Annotated in this window: 14 protein-coding genes; 5 read left to right on the forward strand and 9 right to left on the reverse strand. The window is 60.1% G+C overall.

What is annotated here, in order from left to right; translation table 11 throughout:
• Together ACR0CE_RS09440 and ACR0CE_RS09445 are read right to left on the reverse strand one after the other, a co-directional pair.
• Positions 1 to 1,653 carry a DUF6504 family protein gene (locus ACR0CE_RS09440; RefSeq protein WP_480832090.1) on the reverse strand — a complete coding sequence of 551 codons (1,653 nt, stop codon included), beginning with the start codon at positions 1,651 to 1,653 and terminating at the stop codon, positions 1 to 3.
• A gap of 66 nt (positions 1,654 to 1,719) precedes the next feature.
• Positions 1,720 to 2,010 carry an I78 family peptidase inhibitor gene (locus ACR0CE_RS09445; RefSeq protein ID WP_267364411.1) on the reverse strand — a complete coding sequence of 97 codons (291 nt, stop codon included), beginning with the start codon at positions 2,008 to 2,010 and terminating at the stop codon, positions 1,720 to 1,722.
• A 130-nt stretch (positions 2,011 to 2,140) separates the two neighbouring features.
• On the opposite strand from ACR0CE_RS09445, the gene ACR0CE_RS09450 reads away from it, so the two are divergent.
• Positions 2,141 to 3,253 carry an S-(hydroxymethyl)glutathione dehydrogenase/class III alcohol dehydrogenase gene (locus ACR0CE_RS09450; protein WP_480482655.1) on the forward strand — a complete coding sequence of 371 codons (1,113 nt, stop codon included), beginning with the start codon at positions 2,141 to 2,143 and terminating at the stop codon, positions 3,251 to 3,253.
• 59 nt (positions 3,254 to 3,312) lie between these two features.
• Here the strand turns inward: ACR0CE_RS09450 and ACR0CE_RS09455 are convergent, their stop codons facing one another.
• The 3 genes from ACR0CE_RS09455 to ACR0CE_RS09465 all read right to left on the reverse strand — a co-directional run bounded on the left by ACR0CE_RS09455 (position 3,313) and on the right by ACR0CE_RS09465 (position 7,785).
• A complete protein-coding gene (locus ACR0CE_RS09455; protein WP_480487904.1) occupies positions 3,313 to 4,251 on the reverse strand; it encodes a DMT family transporter in 939 nt (312 codons plus the stop codon).
• A gap of 153 nt (positions 4,252 to 4,404) precedes the next feature.
• The gene (locus ACR0CE_RS09460; RefSeq protein ID WP_480832092.1) at positions 4,405 to 4,818 is read right to left on the reverse strand and encodes a group III truncated hemoglobin; all 414 of its coding nucleotides are present in this window, start codon (positions 4,816 to 4,818) and stop codon (positions 4,405 to 4,407) included.
• Positions 4,819 to 4,866: 48 nt separating this feature from the next.
• Positions 4,867 to 7,785, reverse strand: coding sequence for an error-prone DNA polymerase (locus tag ACR0CE_RS09465; protein WP_480832094.1), 2,919 nt, complete (start codon positions 7,783 to 7,785; stop codon positions 4,867 to 4,869).
• 110 nt (positions 7,786 to 7,895) lie between these two features.
• On the opposite strand from ACR0CE_RS09465, the gene ACR0CE_RS09470 reads away from it, so the two are divergent.
• A complete protein-coding gene (locus tag ACR0CE_RS09470; RefSeq protein WP_480519548.1) occupies positions 7,896 to 8,360 on the forward strand; it encodes a DUF1203 domain-containing protein in 465 nt (154 codons plus the stop codon).
• Here the strand turns inward: ACR0CE_RS09470 and ACR0CE_RS09475 are convergent.
• A complete protein-coding gene (locus ACR0CE_RS09475) occupies positions 8,357 to 9,349 on the reverse strand; it encodes an ABC transporter ATP-binding protein (protein WP_480506606.1) in 993 nt (330 codons plus the stop codon). The genes ACR0CE_RS09470 and ACR0CE_RS09475 overlap by 4 nt on opposite strands.
• 87 nt (positions 9,350 to 9,436) lie before the next feature.
• Here ACR0CE_RS09475 and ACR0CE_RS09480 point away from each other — a divergent pair, with 87 nt between their 5' ends.
• On the forward strand, positions 9,437 to 9,616 hold the full coding sequence (locus ACR0CE_RS09480; protein WP_267364399.1) for a zinc-finger domain-containing protein: 180 nt from the start codon (positions 9,437 to 9,439) through the stop codon (positions 9,614 to 9,616).
• A 126-nt stretch (positions 9,617 to 9,742) separates the two neighbouring features.
• A complete protein-coding gene (gene polA, locus ACR0CE_RS09485) occupies positions 9,743 to 12,544 on the forward strand; it encodes a DNA polymerase I (RefSeq protein ID WP_480832096.1) in 2,802 nt (933 codons plus the stop codon).
• A 43-nt stretch (positions 12,545 to 12,587) separates the two neighbouring features.
• Here polA and ACR0CE_RS09490 read toward each other — a convergent pair whose 3' ends face one another.
• Positions 12,588 to 12,818, reverse strand: a complete 231-nt coding sequence (locus ACR0CE_RS09490; protein WP_480772997.1) for a DUF2798 domain-containing protein — start codon at positions 12,816 to 12,818, stop codon at positions 12,588 to 12,590.
• A 53-nt stretch (positions 12,819 to 12,871) separates the two neighbouring features.
• Positions 12,872 to 13,636: a hydroxypyruvate isomerase family protein gene (locus ACR0CE_RS09495; protein ID WP_480482667.1), complete on the reverse strand. Its 765-nt coding sequence runs from the start codon at positions 13,634 to 13,636 to the stop codon at positions 12,872 to 12,874.
• Positions 13,637 to 13,904: 268 nt separating this feature from the next.
• On the opposite strand from ACR0CE_RS09495, the gene ACR0CE_RS09500 reads away from it, so the two are divergent.
• Positions 13,905 to 14,759, forward strand: coding sequence for a DMT family transporter (locus ACR0CE_RS09500; RefSeq protein WP_480482669.1), 855 nt, complete (start codon positions 13,905 to 13,907; stop codon positions 14,757 to 14,759).
• Here ACR0CE_RS09500 and ACR0CE_RS09505 read toward each other — a convergent pair.
• Positions 14,742 to 15,317, reverse strand: a complete 576-nt coding sequence (locus ACR0CE_RS09505; protein WP_267365918.1) for a DUF1285 domain-containing protein — start codon at positions 15,315 to 15,317, stop codon at positions 14,742 to 14,744. The two genes, ACR0CE_RS09500 and ACR0CE_RS09505, sit on opposite strands and share 18 nt — an antisense overlap.
• Between the last annotated feature and the right edge of the window lie 38 nt (positions 15,318 to 15,355).

Raw genomic sequence — 15,355 nt, forward strand, 5'->3', positions numbered from 1 at the left:
CTAACCAAACTGCCCGTGACAGAACCAGCCTGCAGACATGGTTCCGCCATGGCCGTAAAACAGCCACAACCGCTCGCCCTGCTGTGTCACCACAACCCAGTAGTCCCGCACGCCGCTGCGCCAGTTCGGGTCATCCAGCCACCATTCCGGTGCGATCCGTTCCGGGCCGGTGGCCTGCGCCAGCTGCCAGTTACGCCCGCGCCAGCGAAAGGCACTGGGCACGTCAGGGGTTTCCGGTGCCATCACCGGCTCAGGCTGCCACATCAGCAGGGGGCGGGGGCGTGGCGGCGCAGGCCAGTCGCGGGCAGGTTCCGACCATGCCGCCGCCAGCGTTTGCGCCGTTTTCTCAGGGATGTGCGAGGCCGCGGGATGGCGCCGGGTGATCGCCTCAAGCCCCACCCGCGCGCCCAGCTTGCCGATCAGGTCATCCACGGCGGTATTGCCCGCCAGCCGGTTACGGGCCACACGGCGGGCTTCGGCATGGCCGGCTACGGTGCGGGCGTGGATGGGTTCCGTCTGAACCGCCTCAAGCCGCAGCATGTCGATGCCGTAGCCTGCGTCGATCTTGTCGATTTTCATCTCTAACAAAGGGCGAATGCGATACTTATCGTAAGTTGGGCGGGCCAGACCGACCTCGATAATCTCAGCCGCCTGATCGGCGCGGTGCGCCTCCAGCCGCAGGGTGCGGGCACCGCGCCCCTTTTCTTCCAGCTTGGTGCAAAGCGTTGGCAGAACCCGATCAACCGCAGCCATGACATCCTCAACCAGACCAATCGGGTTGGGCAGGGTCATCCGCACCGCGAAATGGTGCGGCGGGCGGGCGGGCGAGACAGGCTCGGGCGCGCTGCCCATGGCCTGATCCAACCGCAGAACCAGCCCGCGTCCAAACCTCCGCGCAAGGCTGGCGCGGGGTTGACCCAGCAGATCGCCGATGCGGCGCAGGCCCAGACGGTTCAGCTGCACGACAACCTGATCTTCCAATCGCAGCGCGGCGATGGGCAGAGGGCTGAGTGCGCCATAAGATTGCCCCGGCGGCGCGATCCGCGCGCCTCCACCCAGGGCCCTCACTTGCGGCGCGGTGCCGCCTTTGGTCCAGTGCCGCCGTTTGCCCGCCCGGGCGCGGGTGGCACGGGCCTCCTGACTGATGGCGTCGCCATTGCGGTCGGATGTGGCCGCCTGCCCCGCATAGCGCGCCAAAGCCCAGGCTGCGCCCAGCGTGTCGGCGATACCCATTTGTACGCTGAGACCCATATCCGCGCAGTCGGTTTCAAGAACGTTCAGCAACGCCTCCTCTCCGCCAAACAGATGGGCGCAACCTGACAGATCGACGATCAGCCCGTCCGGGGCCTCTTCGGCCACCCATGGGCTGAACTTTCCCGCCCAGCGACGCAACGCGGCCAGGAACGCGGCTTCGGCCGGGGCGTTACGGTGCCGCGTGATCAGGTTGGCACACATGGCATGAGCATCCCGCACCGGCTGGCCGATACGCAGCCCGGCAGCCTGCGCATCGGCATTCACCGAGGTAATAACCTGCATGTTCGACTGTTCGGCCACGATGGCCAAAGGCCCGGTATGCAGCCCCCGCGCAGCGCGGATCAGCCGTTCAGCCCCCAGACGGGGGAACCATAGCGAAAGTATTCGGCGTTTGGGCATTTGCAGGCATCACAATGTTCTTACTTTGTTCTTAAATGAGAATCGATGCCTGAGTCGAGTCCGCCCTTATCCGCAGGTCAGCCGCAGGATGATCCCGTCGCCATTCACGTACACGTTCAGCCGGTCGATGCGGTAATCCTGTGTGGCGATGCCATCCGGGCCCAGCACGCGCGACCGTGCGGGCAGGTTTGCCTGAATGTTCGAAACCGGCTGGCCAACGGTATCGGAAAAATCTTCTCCCTGACAAAAGGCCAGATCGACCGGGGCAGGTTCCGGCGGCAGCAAAGCGTCTTCGGGCGCGGGCGGGGTTTCAGCACAGGCCGCCAGAAAGAACAGGATCGGGAAAAATCGGTGCATTGGCGTTCCTCATTCTGGCAATGTCGTTTCTGCAATATCAATTAATTAGCCAACCTGCCATGAAAGCACGGTTGAAAACACCCTGTAATTGACGCAGGGTCGGGGCAAAAGTGACAGGGAGATAAGTAGCATGCGTACCCGTGCCGCCGTCGCCATTCAGGCAGGCAAACCTTTGGAAGTGATGGATGTGAACCTCGAAGGCCCCAAGGCGGGCGAGGTTCTGGTCGAGATCAAGGCCACCGGTATCTGTCATACCGACGAATTCACCCTGTCGGGTGCCGACCCCGAAGGCTTGTTCCCGGCCATTCTGGGCCATGAAGGCGCAGGCGTGGTGGTCGAAGTGGGTCCGGGCGTAACCAGCCTGAAGCCGGGCGATCATGTGATCCCGCTTTACACGCCGGAATGTCGCGAGTGTGAATACTGTCTGCACCCCAAGACCAACCTGTGTCAGGCGATCCGGGAAACCCAGGGCAAGGGCCTGATGCCCGATGGCACCTCTCGTTTCTCGACCTCGGATGGCGATCCGATCCTGCACTACATGGGCTGCTCGACCTTCTCGAACCACACAGTTCTGCCTGAAATCGCCCTGGCCAAGGTGCGCGAGGACGCGCCGTTCGACAAGATCTGCTATATCGGCTGTGGTGTCACGACCGGTATCGGCGCGGTCATCAACACCGCCAAGGTGGAAATCGGCAGCCGCGCAATCGTGTTTGGTCTGGGCGGTATCGGCCTGAACGTCATTCAGGGCCTGCGTCTGGCCGGAGCAGACCAGATCGTCGGCGTCGACCTGAACCCCTCCAAGGTGGAAATGGCCACCAGGTTTGGCATGACAGACTTCGTGAACCCGTCTGAAGTTGAAGGCGATCTGGTGCCGTATCTCGTCAACCTGACCAAGGGCGGAGCGGATTATACGTTTGACGCCACAGGCAATGTCGGCGTGATGCGCGCAGCACTTGAAGCAGCGCATAAGGGATGGGGTGAGTCGATCATCATCGGTGTGGCACCTGCAGGGGCCGAAATCTCGACCCGGCCATTCCAGCTGGTTACCGGTCGTTCATGGCGCGGTACCGCGTTCGGCGGCGCGCGTGGGCGCACGGATGTGCCCAAGATCGTCGACTGGTACATGGAAGGCAAAATCGAGATCGACCCGATGATCACCCACACCATGGGTCTAGACGACATCAACCACGGCTTTGACCTGATGCATAAGGGCGAAAGTATCCGTTCGGTGGTTATCTACTAAGAGAAAATCCACAGTTTTCCAACCAAGGCGCGCTGATCGGCGCGCCGTTTTTGTTGGACCTACTTTCCAGGCCGTGACGCCCCGGTATCTGAACGCGGCGACCGAACCCGCAGAACCGGGGTGTTGACCGAGGTGGTGTTGGCCCGGCTTTCTCGCCAAACAACATAGACGCCGGACGCGATGATGATGCTGGCACCGACGGCGACCCAGATGTCAGGGCGCTCGTCGAAGAAGATCATTCCAAACAGTGTTGCCCAGATGATCTGGCTGTATTGGCTGGGGGCGACGACACCGGCGGGTGCGGCGCGGTAGGCCAGAATGATTAGGTGTTGCGCGATGACCGAGAACACCCCAACCAGCGCCATCATCGCCAGATGAAGCAGGGAAGGCGGCTGGTATACAGCCGGTTGGGCAAGGCTCATCACGACGATAGCCAGCAGCATCGGATAGAGGATCAGCACGGCCGAGCGCTCCTCCTTCCCGATCTTGCGCACCAGGACCGAGGCAAAGGCGCTGCAGAAGGCGGCCATCAGGGCGGCCATGTGGCCCAGTGTGATATCCGTTGCACCGGGGCGCAGAACGATCAGGACGCCGATCAGGCCGACACCAACCGCAGCCCAGCGCTGGACGCGGACCACTTCACCCAGTATCGGGATCGACAGCACCGTGACGATCAACGGGAATGAAAACAGCAGGGAATAGACCTCGGCCAGTGGCAGAACCGAAAACGCGTAAAACGCGCAGGACATGGCCGTAACCATCAGGCCCGAACGCAGCAATACCAGCCATGGGTGATGCGGCAGAAAGTTTCCCGTCGTGCGGTCGGTCAGGATCGTGACGGCCATTGGAACGAACGAAAACAGCGTGGCAAAAAAGATGATCTGCATCACTGAATAAGTGCCGCCCAGCACCTTGATCAGCGCGTCGTGGCTGGCAAAGACGGCAAATCCCAGAAATGCATAGCCAAGCCCCCGCAGGGTGTTGTTTTGAGCACTCATCGATCCGGCCTCGGCCTATGTTGGTATGGTGACGATACATCATAGCAGCGCAGGCAGGGTTCCCGGCTGTCCGTAGTGCTGCTTAACCCTATTCCGAGGGCGCGAATAGCCCTTATTTTATCGCTAACATCGCATGGCCGCCATGATCCGGGATCATCGCAGGATCGGCGGCGCGTCTTTGGGCTGTCGCGCGGATTGGACACCTGCCTTCATGCCGACACCGATGCGGCGGGCCAAGGCGACCCACGGGGTGGCCGTTTCAGCGGGCAGCGTTCGGGTGGCAACCTCTTCGAACAGATCCAGCCAATGGGCAAAAAATTCCGGTTTCACATCGGGCCGTTCGATATGGACCCGTTGCGGATTGCCGTCATAGCAGCGCTCATACAGGATGGCATTGCGCCAGAAGGCGGCGATCTTGTCCTCATGCGCGGGCCAGTCGGTGACGTGGTTTGCGAATACGGGCCCAAGAACCGCGTCTTGCCGGATACGGGCATAAAAGGCGCGAACTTGCGCGTTGATCTGCTCGGGCGTCGCGGGAAAGCGCGGGGGAAGGATGGGTCTGGTCATGACGGCCTGAATTTCGACTCTGTTTTTGGCAGATAGGGTGTTCCGGCGTTACGGAACAGAGGTGGTTTTGTCGCGCCCATCCGGTGTCAGCAGATGCCGCAGCAGGGCCACCGGGTGCGCCCGCAGGCTGAGGCGGGTGGCGACGTAATCTTCGACCACCTGCTCGCCCAGCGCCATCTGTGGCAGGTAAGCCTTGGGTTCATCCAGCGCCTCGCCCTCCAAGTCCTGCGAGAACAGTGGCAGAGGTTTGGCGGTGGCAATTGCCTTGGCTTGCCACAGCGCCTCGCGCCGGGTCAGATCGCAAGCGGCGAAGGCATCAGCCTCGGCCAGCCGTTCGGTCACCGATGGCCCAAGGCCTGCGCGGCGCCAGACATCGTCGACCTGGGTGTAGCCGTTGCCGCGTGCGGCGGTCAGCCAGCTGGCGTCTTCTTCGCTAAGCCCCTTGACCTGGCGAAAGCCCAGCCGCAGGGCCAGCCCGCCATGGCCATCAGGCTCCATCACATTGTCCCAAAAGCTGGCATTGATGCAGACCGGGCGCACCTGTACCCCATGTTCGCGCGCATCCCGCACAATCTGGGCCGGCGCGTAGAACCCCATCGGCTGCGAATTCAGCAGGGCGCAGGCGAAGATGCCCGGATGGTGGCATTTGATCCATGCCGAGGCATAGACCAGCAGCGCAAAACTGGCCGCGTGGCTTTCGGGGAAACCGTACGAGCCGAAGCCTTCGATCTGGGAAAAGCAACGTTCCGCGAAATCCTGTTCATACCCGTTGCGCTTCATCCCGCGCAAAAAGAGCGCGCGGAACTCGCTGACATTGCCATGTTTCTTGAAGGTCGCCAGCGAGCGGCGCAGCCGATCGGCCTGTTCCGGGGTGAAGCCCGCGCCGACAATGGCGATCTGCATCGCCTGTTCCTGAAACAACGGCACGCCCAGCGTTTTGCCCAGCACCTCGCCCAGCGCGTCCGAGGGGAAGCTGACCTCCTCCTCTCCGTTCCGGCGGCGAATATAGGGGTGGACCATGTCGCCCTGAATGGGGCCGGGGCGGATGATGGCAACCTCGATCACCAGATCATAGAAATTACGCGGCCGCATCCGGGGCAGGAAGTTCATCTGTGCACGTGATTCCACCTGAAACACGCCGATGCTGTCCGCCTTGCAGAGCATGTCATAGACCACCGGATCCTCGGGCGGCAGGGTGGCAAGGGTGTAGCTGGTCTGATGATGCTGGCCGATCAGGTCAAACGCCTTGCGGATGCAGGTGAGCATCCCGAGGCTGAGGACATCGACCTTGAGGATGCCAAGGCTGTCGATATCGTCCTTGTCCCAGCAGATGACCGTGCGGCCCTCCATCGTGGCGTTTTCGATGGGGACAAGCTCATCCAGCCGACCCTCGGTGATGATAAATCCTCCCACATGCTGCGAGAGGTGGCGGGGAAAGCCGTCGATCTCATAAACCAGCATTAGAGTCTGTTTCAGGCGCCGATCTTCGGGGTCGAGGCCAATTTCGCGCATCCGTTGTGCCTCAAGCCCCGAGGCCGAGAAAAAGCCCCAAAGCTGTGAGGAAAGCGCCGAGATCGTATCTTCGGTCAGGCCCATGGCGCGTCCAACCTCGCGAATTGCGCGTTTGCCGCGATAATGCACGACAGTGGCGCAAAGGCCTGCGCGTTCGCGGCCATAGCGGTCATAGATGTGCTGGATCACCTCTTCGCGGCGTTCATGTTCGAAATCGACGTCTATGTCTGGCGGTTCATCGCGCGCCTCGGAGACGAAGCGTTCAAACACCATGGTGCCCATCTCGGGGCTGACCTCGGTGATGCCGAGGCAAAAGCAGACGACCGAGTTGGCCGCTGACCCGCGCCCCTGGCAGAGGATGCTGCGAGAGCGGGCGAAATGGACGATATCGCGGACGGTCAGGAAGTAGGGTTCGTATTTCAGCTTGCCGATCAGCGTCAGCTCATGCGCCAGCATTTTTTTCGCCTTTTCGGACGCCCCGGCGGGATAGCGCCATTTGAGCCCCTCATGCGCCAGACGGTGCAGGCGCTGGGTCGGGGTTTCCTGTTCGCTGCCCTCGCTGGGGTATTCATAACGCAGCTCATCCAGCGAGAACTTCAACTCTTCGCTGAGCACATGGGAGCGGGCAACGGCACCTTCATGACCCTTGAAGATGCGTAGCATCTCGGCCTCGGAGCGCAGGCGCTGTTCACCATTGGCCAAAGCGTCCCGGCCCAATGCGTCCACTTTGCGGCGCAGGCGGATGGCGGTCAGCACATCGCCCAGTTTGCGGCGGGTGCCGTGATGCATCATCGGTGTCGCGCTGGCGAGCGTGAGGATGCCAAGCTGTTTTGCCTCAATCTCTAATAAAGAGAAATACGAACCATCGGCGCCATCATACCGAGGGTGCATCAACAGATGCATCCGCCCGGCAAAGCGGCGCGTCAGCTGCTGCGCCTGTGTCCGCCACGCGCCCGCGCCGCCTGGAGAGCCCGCTGTCTGTGGCCACAGCAGCAGGTGGAGGCCATCGGAAAATTCGAGCAGGTCAGACAGGTGCAGGATGCAATCGCCTTTCTCGGCGCGCAGGCGACCCCTGGACAGGATGCGGCACAGGTTGGCCCAGCCCTGTCGGTTCAGGGGTAAGGCGGTGACAGTGGGCGCATCGGTGAAGATCAGCCGCGCCGCCGGGATCAGGCGGGGAACCGCGTGGATGGGATAGGAGGGCGGCTTGGGGATGTGATCGGGGCAGGGTGGACCGATGGATGTGTTCTGCGCCTCCCACGCCAGCCGTTCGCGGACCTTGCGGGTGATCTCGCGTGCTTGAGTATGGGCGCGGACGATCCCGGCGACCGAGTTGTCATCGGCAATCGCAATGGCAGGCAGACCCAGGGTGACGGCACGCTCCATATACTCCTCGGGGTGCGAGGCCCCGGTGAGGAAGGTAAAATTCGACGTGATCGACAGCTCGGCATACATGGCGATTCCATATTATATTCACGTTTTGTTCTTTTTCGAGTCCTTTGCGCAGGAAACGGGTCGATTGGGTCCGGTCACACGGGCATGGTCAGCAAAAAAGGAGATCCGAGATGTTCAAAATCACCGCTTTGCCCACAAACGATGTACGCGCTCTTCAGGCGGGTGGCCCGGATGCATATGGTTCAACGCCGGAGCGCGCTGTGTCGACGGGTACAGGTAACCCGTGCCGCCACTGCCTGCGACATATTCCAGAGGGCGATGAGATGCTGATATTGGCGCATCGGCCCTTTTCAGAGACACATCCCTATGCGGAAACCGGCCCGATCTTTCTGTGTGCAACACCGTGTGAACGGTACGAGGAAGACGCGCTGCCCGAAATTCTGACCAACTCGCCCGACTATCTGATCAAGGGCTACGGTGCGGATGACAGGATCGTCTATGGCACCGGGGCGGTCACGCCGACGGACCAGATCGGCGCAAAAGTCAGGGAAATCTTTTCCCGATCCGACGTCGCCTATATTCACGTGCGGTCTGCGCGGAATAACTGCTATCAGGCGCGAATAGACCGCGCCTAAAGCTTGACCCGGTGGATGCCCCGGCGTGGCTGATCCTGATCATCCGCCGGATGATCCTCGGTACGGGACGAGGTCAGGGCAAGGAATACATCCTCAAGATCGGCCTCTTCGGTGCGGACGTCGCGGATGCGGATATTCGCGGCGCGCACCGATTCCAGAACCTGCTCGGCGCTGGTCTGGATGTTGCGGTATTGCAGGACAAGGCTGCCATCATCGCGGAGAGCTGCCTCGACGCCTTCTGACACAGGCAGATCAATGATCGGGCTGTCGGGCACAATCACCATGGTGCGGCTGTCCATGCGGCCCAGCAAGTTGGCCGTGCTGTCCTGCGCGACCTTTTCGCCGTGGTTGATAATGGCGATCTCGTCGCACATCTCCTGCGCTTCTTCCAAGTAGTGGGTGGTCAGGATGATGGTCATGCCCCGTTCGTTCAGCTTGCGCACATTGGCCCAGAGCATCTGGCGCAGTTCGATATCCACACCTGCTGTGGGCTCATCAAGCACAAGGATTTTCGGGTGATGCACCAGTGCTTTGGCCAGCAGCAACCGCCGCCGCATCCCGCCCGAAAGAGTGCGTGCATAGGCCTCGGCCTTGTCGCTTAGACCGACCAATTCCAGAATCTGATCACTGCGCCGTTGGGATTTCGGAACGCCATAGAGACCGGCCTGAACCTCAAGCGCGCCGCGCGGGGTGAAAAACGGGTCGAGGTTGAGCTCTTGTGGCATTACACCGATGGCCGATCGCGACTGGCGTGGACTCTGATCCTGATCGAAGCCCCAGATCGCCACGCGACCCGCCGATTTCACCACCAGACCAGCCAGGATATTGATCAGGGTCGATTTTCCGGCACCGTTCGGACCCAGCAGACCAAAAACCGAGCCGCGCGGGACGGTCAGGTCAATGCCTTTCAGCGCATGCTTTTCGGGCTGACCCTTGCCACCGCGATAGGTTTTGCGCAGCCCTTCGATCCTGATTGCCGCGTCGCACATGTGGCACTTGCCCCCGGTTTGATCATCGCTCATAAACGCACCTAATACATGCCCGCGTGGCCGACAACCGAAGAAGGATCGCCAGCCGTGACCATCGAAGCGCCGGAAACCAAGATCGTCGAAACCGCCCGTGTTGCCTGTGATGGCGGCGAAGGTGCGTTGGGCCATCCGCGCGTGTGGCTGCAAATTCCAGAAGACGCAGGCTGGGTTGAATGCCCCTATTGCGACTGCAAATATGTTCTGGCCGGGCATCAGACTGACGCCTGAGCCTGTGTTGCCCTGTGTGGGCATTGAGTATTTATGAAAAGATGAAGTTTGCGGCTGCGGTGCGGGTGGCTCTATCGTTGCGCCCGTGGCATTAGTGTTTTCGCAAACGATCAGAGAGGGCGCGAAATGACCACGAATTTCGGAAAAGGGTGTCACCTGCATCTGATCGACGGATCGGCCTTTATTTTCCGGGCCTATCATGCGCTGCCGCCACTGACCCGCAAGTCGGATGGGTTGCCGATTGGGGCTGTTTCGGGCTTTTGCAACATGCTGCAGAAATATGTCGAGGGAAACACCGGGGCAGATGCGCCGACCCATGTGGCGGTGATCTTTGATAAAGGTTCTCATACTTTCCGGAACGATCTTTACGACCTCTACAAGGCCAACCGCGAGGCGATGCCCGAGGATTTGCGCCCACAGATGCCGCTGACCCGCGAGGCGACAAAAGCGTTCAACATCGCCTGCAAGGAGATGGAGGGTTATGAGGCTGACGACATCATTGCGACGCTCGCCGTTCAGGCGCGGGATGCAGGTGGCCGTGTGACCATCGTGAGTTCCGACAAGGACTTGATGCAGCTGGTCGGGGACGGCGTCGAAATGCTGGATGCGATGAAGAACAAACGCATTGACCGGGATGGCGTGGTCGAGAAGTTCGGGGTCGGACCGGAACGTGTGGTCGATGTTCAGGCGTTGGCCGGTGACAGCGTCGACAATGTTCCGGGGGCGCCGGGAATCGGGGTCAAGACGGCGGCTTTGCTGATCAACGAATTCGGCGATCTGGAGACCCTGCTGGACCGGGCAGATGAGATCAAGCAGCCTAAACGCCGCCAGACCCTGATCGAAATGCGAGACCAGATCGAGCTTTCGAAGAAACTGGTTCAACTGGACGAGAATACTCCGCTGGATTTCACCTTGGACGACCTTGAAGTGAAGGACCCCGATGCGGACACGCTGTTGGCGTTTCTGGCTGAGATGGAGTTCCGCACCCTCACCAAGCGTATCGCTGACAAGCTGGGGGTTGAGGCTCCGGTGATTGCCGACGCCCCTGCGCCAGCGGTGGAAGCGGCCGAGGCCGAGGTGATCCCGTTTGACAGCTCGAAATACGAATGCGTGCGTGATGCAGCGGCCCTGCAAAAGTGGATTGACCAGGCCTATGAGCGTGGTTGGGTTGCTGTAGACACAGAGACCACGGGCCTGAACGAGATGATTGCCGGTCTGGTGGGTATTTCGCTGTGTGTCGAGGCCGGAGAAGCCTGTTACATCCCGTTGACCCACCGCGATGGATCAGCGGATGATCTGTTTGGGTCGGATGCTTTGGCCGAGGGGCAGATGCCATTGGAAGAAGCCCTGAGGCTTTTGAAACCGATGCTCGAGGACCTGTCGGTCCTCAAGATCGGGCAGAACATGAAATATGATGCCAAGATCTTCAGGCGGTATGGCATCGACGTGGCACCCATCGACGATACGATGCTGATGTCCTACGCCATGCATGGCGGTGAGCATGGGCATGGGATGGACACCCTGTCCGAGCGTTATCTGGGCCACACACCAATCCCGATCAAACCGCTGCTGGGGTCGGGAAAATCGGCAATTACCTTCGACAAGGTCGCGATTGACGAGGCCACGGCTTATGCCGCCGAAGATGCGGACATCACCTTGCGTTTGTGGCAGCTGTTCAAGCCGCAATTACACCGGGCGCAGGTGACCACGGTCTATGAGACGCTGGAACGGCCGCTTGTGCCGGTGCTGGCCGAGATGGAGATGCATGGCATCAAGGTCGACCGTGATGTCCTGAGCCGAATGTCCAACGCATTTGCCCAGAAAATGGCCGGGTTAGAGGCTGAAATTCACGAGTTGGCCGGAGGAAGCTTTAATGTCGGGTCGCCTGCTCAGCTGGGCGAAATCCTGTTCGACAAAATGGGTCTGGAAGGTGGCAAGAAAGGCAAGACCGGCAAATACTCGACCGGCGCTGATATTCTGGAAGACCTCGCAACCGAGCATGAACTGCCGCGCCGTGTTCTGGACTGGCGGCAGCTGAGCAAGCTGAAATCGACCTATACCGACGCGCTGCAGACCCATATCAACCCCGACACAGGTCGGGTGCATACGTCTTATTCGATCACCGGAGCAAATACAGGGCGTCTGGCCTCGACCGATCCGAACCTGCAAAACATTCCGGTGCGGACAGAAGAAGGGCGGCGTATTCGTGAGGCTTTCATCGCCGAGCCGGGCAATGTGTTGGTAAGCCTCGACTACAGCCAGATCGAGTTGCGGATTCTGGCCCATATCGCCGATATTTCGGCTCTGAAACAGGCATTTTCGGACGGTTTGGATATTCACGCCATGACCGCGTCCGAGATGTTTGATGTGCCGTTGGATGAGATGACGCCTGATATCCGCCGTCAGGCAAAGGCAATCAATTTCGGTGTGATCTACGGCATCTCGGGCTTTGGTCTGGCCCGAAACCTGCGCATTCCGCGGGCTGAGGCGCAGGGCTTTATTGATCGTTATTTCGAACGTTTCCCAGGCATTCGCCGTTATATGGACGACACAGTCGAATTCGCGAAAGAGCACGGCTATGTGCAAACTCTGTTCGGGCGCAAGATTCACACGCCCGAGATCAATGCCAAAGGGCCACATGCCGGGTTCTCGCGCCGCGCAGCGATCAATGCGCCAATTCAAGGTACGGCGGCGGATGTGATCCGGCGCGCGATGGTGCGAATGCCCGATGCGATCAACGGGTTGCCTGCCAGGATGCTGTTGCAGGTTCACGACGAGTTGCTGTTCGAAGTGGCCGAAGATGCAGTGGATCAGGTGATCGACGTGGCCCGAGACGTGATGGAGGGCGCTTCGGATCCTGCGGTCAAACTGGATGTGAAGCTGGTCGTGGATGCCGGGAAGGGTGCAAACTGGGCCAAGGCGCACTAGCGGCGTTGTTCATCAGTCCTCGGCGGGCTGTCCTTGCAGCGGGTCAGCCCTGCGGCCTGACCATACGGTTCACCATTCGTTGCACGGACGGGCCAAACAGCAGGATTACGGTGAAGGCAATGGGCCAGCAAAATGCCCAGGACGCCATCCAGTCGCCAACTGTGCCGGGGTTAAACCCGATTGCTTTGACCGTCGCGATCCCCGTTACAATCAAGGACATGAGGCCGGACATGATCAGGCTGAAAATGGCACGGGCATAGCGGGCTGGTATCAAGGCAGGCATCCTAATGGTCGCAATGCCCTTGATGTGCGGTATCTGAATGAAAATTACCAGTGCAAGTCCCGCATCCAGTCGAGTGTGTCGCAGGTGCGTTGAGTTGAGGGTGTGTATTCCGCGCTGATCCAGCCGCTATAACCTGCCGCGTCCATGGCCGAGAACAAGGCCTTGAAATCCGTTGGTCCGCGACCCGGTTCCGTGCGATCCGGGGCTGCGCCAACTTGGGCATGGACCACCTGCGGATGAAAGCGGTCCCAGACAGCCAGCGCGTCGCCATGGATCATATGGGCGTGAAAGCTGTCATATTGCAGGCCGACATTCGGGCGATCCACCTGGTTGAGCACCTCTGCTGCCAGATCGTAATCGTTCAAAAAATATCCGGGCTGTGAAACCGGGTTGAGCGGCTCGATGGTGAATTGTTGCTGTGGGGCGAAATCGGCGGCCCATTGCAGATTTTGCACAAAACAACTCAATGCATCCGGCCCGGTAGCGTATCCGGACATGATGTGGATCAGGCCGGGGCGTAGCACCCTTGCATATCGCAGGACACGGCGAATGTCCGACTGGAACCGCGATTGACCATCGGGGATTGCTGCGTAACCCGGCGCACCGCCGGTGTAGTTGGGCGGTGGTGCGTTGATCAGCACAAGCTCCAACCCGTTGGCAAGCAAGGCGCGGCGGGTTTCCGTCGCGGCGATGTCGTAAGGAAACAAGACCTCGACCGCTGTGAACCCGGCATCTGACGCAGCCTGAAACCGCTCCAGGTAAGGCATTTCGGTAAATAGCAGTGAAAGGTTGGCAGCAAATCTGGGCATGAGCGGTCAGTGGTTGTGTTGATCCGACCATAACCAAGGGATGATTTTCGGGGAAGGGATCGAAAACGACAGATTGTCGAAAATCGACCAGATCGCTTGCTCCGAATCAGCAAGGGTCCGCACAGCGCGGCGCGTCATTACGGGTGCCGCATTAACAAAAGGTCCGAATCCAATGGCGATGAGCCCGGAACCCGTACGCGGGGCAACTACCGCTATGTCTGGTGGCCGAAACCCTGCGTTGTCAGGGAATGGGTTGGCGGTTGCCTCCATGATTACCTGGGCGGCGGGGTTCCCGGCGGCGGAAGTTTTGCTGCAAACCTGGCCCCCTGTTGCATTGCTGACCGCGCGCCTGGCGCTGGCGATCGCCGTTCTGATACCGGTCTGGATCCTGCTGGATGGCCCCAGCAGAGTGTTACGCGCAAGATGGGGCCGGGCGATGGTTGTCGGCGGCTTTGGTTTTGGCTTTGCCATGTTTCTGCTGATCGTTGCGCAGAAAATGACGGACCCGGTGACAGTCGCGATCATTGCATCCTGCGCGCCTTTGCTGGCAACGGTACTGGAGCTGATGGCAGGAACCCGACGGCTGAAGTGGACCTTTGCGTTGGGTGTTCTGGTGTCGGTTCTGGGTGGGCTGATTGCAACCAGCACCGCCGCGCCCGAACAGCTGGGGCTGGGCGCGGTTCTGGCGATCCTTGCAACGGGCCTGTTTTGCTGGGGCAGCATGGCCACTGCGCGCGACTTCCCCGAACTCAGTCAGATCGGGCGCTGTACAATTACTTTCGTCGGTGGGTTGCTCATGGCCGCAGTGCTGAGTTTTGGGGCGGCCCAGCTGGGCATGGATGTGCTGCCAACCGCCGCCATTGATGGGCAGCAATGGGGGATGCTTGGGATCTATGCCTTGATATCACTGGGGCTCAGCCAAGTGTTGTTCATCTCGGCCGTGGGAAAGCTGGGCGTGGCGCTGGCTTCGTTTCACATCAATATCGCCCCGTTTTACGTGATGCTGATCATGCTGATGCTGGGGGAAGACTGGAACTGGACCCGTGCGCTGGGCGCGGGCGTAGTCGCCTTGGCCGTCGTGCTGGCCCAGGATCGCGCTCCACGGTCAGCCAAGATCGGCTGAAGGGATCAGCGGGAAGAATTGCCCACCTGACCAGACACCAAACCAGCCCTCATGGTGGCCGCCAATCTCGACAAGGCGATAGAAGCTTTTGCGATCTATGCGCGCTTCGAGGTTCGTGCGGATCAGTATGTAGGGTGACGGTTCTTCTGTTTCAGGATCGATTACAATCCGGATTGGATGCGCGGGCCCTGCAACAGCGATGTCGTCCACTTGTGTGCGAAAGGTCAGGTCTTGCGTCCGACCTTCGCCGGTTTGCTCGAAATCCACGGCGATGAACGGCGCGTCCTCGACAGTGATTCCCACCTTTTCAACCGGCGTGACCAGATAGTATTTCCCGTCTTCTTTCTTAAGAATTGAGGAAAAAAGCTTCACAAGCTCGAACCGATTGATGGGCGAGCCTAAATAACTCCATGTACCATCTTTTGCGACACGGATGTCCAGATCGCCACAAAACGGAGGATTCCACAGGTGAACGGGCGGTAAACCCCGGGTTTTGGCGGCTTTTACCGATGCGGCCAATCCGTCGGGCGAGGGTTTCACAGGTTTTTGTCCGCTCATTGCTTTTGCCATTTCCTCTCAGCGCGATACACTTCAAT

It is taken from the genome of Ruegeria sp. L11 (assembly GCF_056531755.1).

What these genes read in the sequence shown, in the direction of transcription:
- ACR0CE_RS09440 (WP_480832090.1), bottom strand. Translation starts at nt 1,653, where the DNA reads ATGCCCAAACGCCGAATACTTTCGCTATGGTTCCCCCGTCTGGGGGCT.
- ACR0CE_RS09445 (WP_267364411.1), bottom strand. Translation starts at nt 2,010, where the DNA reads ATGCACCGATTTTTCCCGATCCTGTTCTTTCTGGCGGCCTGTGCTGAA.
- ACR0CE_RS09450 (WP_480482655.1), top strand. Translation starts at nt 2,141, where the DNA reads ATGCGTACCCGTGCCGCCGTCGCCATTCAGGCAGGCAAACCTTTGGAA.
- ACR0CE_RS09455 (WP_480487904.1), bottom strand. Translation starts at nt 4,251, where the DNA reads ATGAGTGCTCAAAACAACACCCTGCGGGGGCTTGGCTATGCATTTCTG.
- ACR0CE_RS09460 (WP_480832092.1), bottom strand. Translation starts at nt 4,818, where the DNA reads ATGACCAGACCCATCCTTCCCCCGCGCTTTCCCGCGACGCCCGAGCAG.
- ACR0CE_RS09465 (WP_480832094.1), bottom strand. Translation starts at nt 7,785, where the DNA reads ATGTATGCCGAGCTGTCGATCACGTCGAATTTTACCTTCCTCACCGGG.
- ACR0CE_RS09470 (WP_480519548.1), top strand. Translation starts at nt 7,896, where the DNA reads ATGTTCAAAATCACCGCTTTGCCCACAAACGATGTACGCGCTCTTCAG.
- ACR0CE_RS09475 (WP_480506606.1), bottom strand. Translation starts at nt 9,349, where the DNA reads ATGTGCGACGCGGCAATCAGGATCGAAGGGCTGCGCAAAACCTATCGC.
- polA (WP_480832096.1), top strand. Translation starts at nt 9,743, where the DNA reads ATGACCACGAATTTCGGAAAAGGGTGTCACCTGCATCTGATCGACGGA.
- ACR0CE_RS09495 (WP_480482667.1), bottom strand. Translation starts at nt 13,636, where the DNA reads ATGCCCAGATTTGCTGCCAACCTTTCACTGCTATTTACCGAAATGCCT.
- ACR0CE_RS09500 (WP_480482669.1), top strand. Translation starts at nt 13,905, where the DNA reads ATGATTACCTGGGCGGCGGGGTTCCCGGCGGCGGAAGTTTTGCTGCAA.
- ACR0CE_RS09505 (WP_267365918.1), bottom strand. Translation starts at nt 15,317, where the DNA reads ATGAGCGGACAAAAACCTGTGAAACCCTCGCCCGACGGATTGGCCGCA.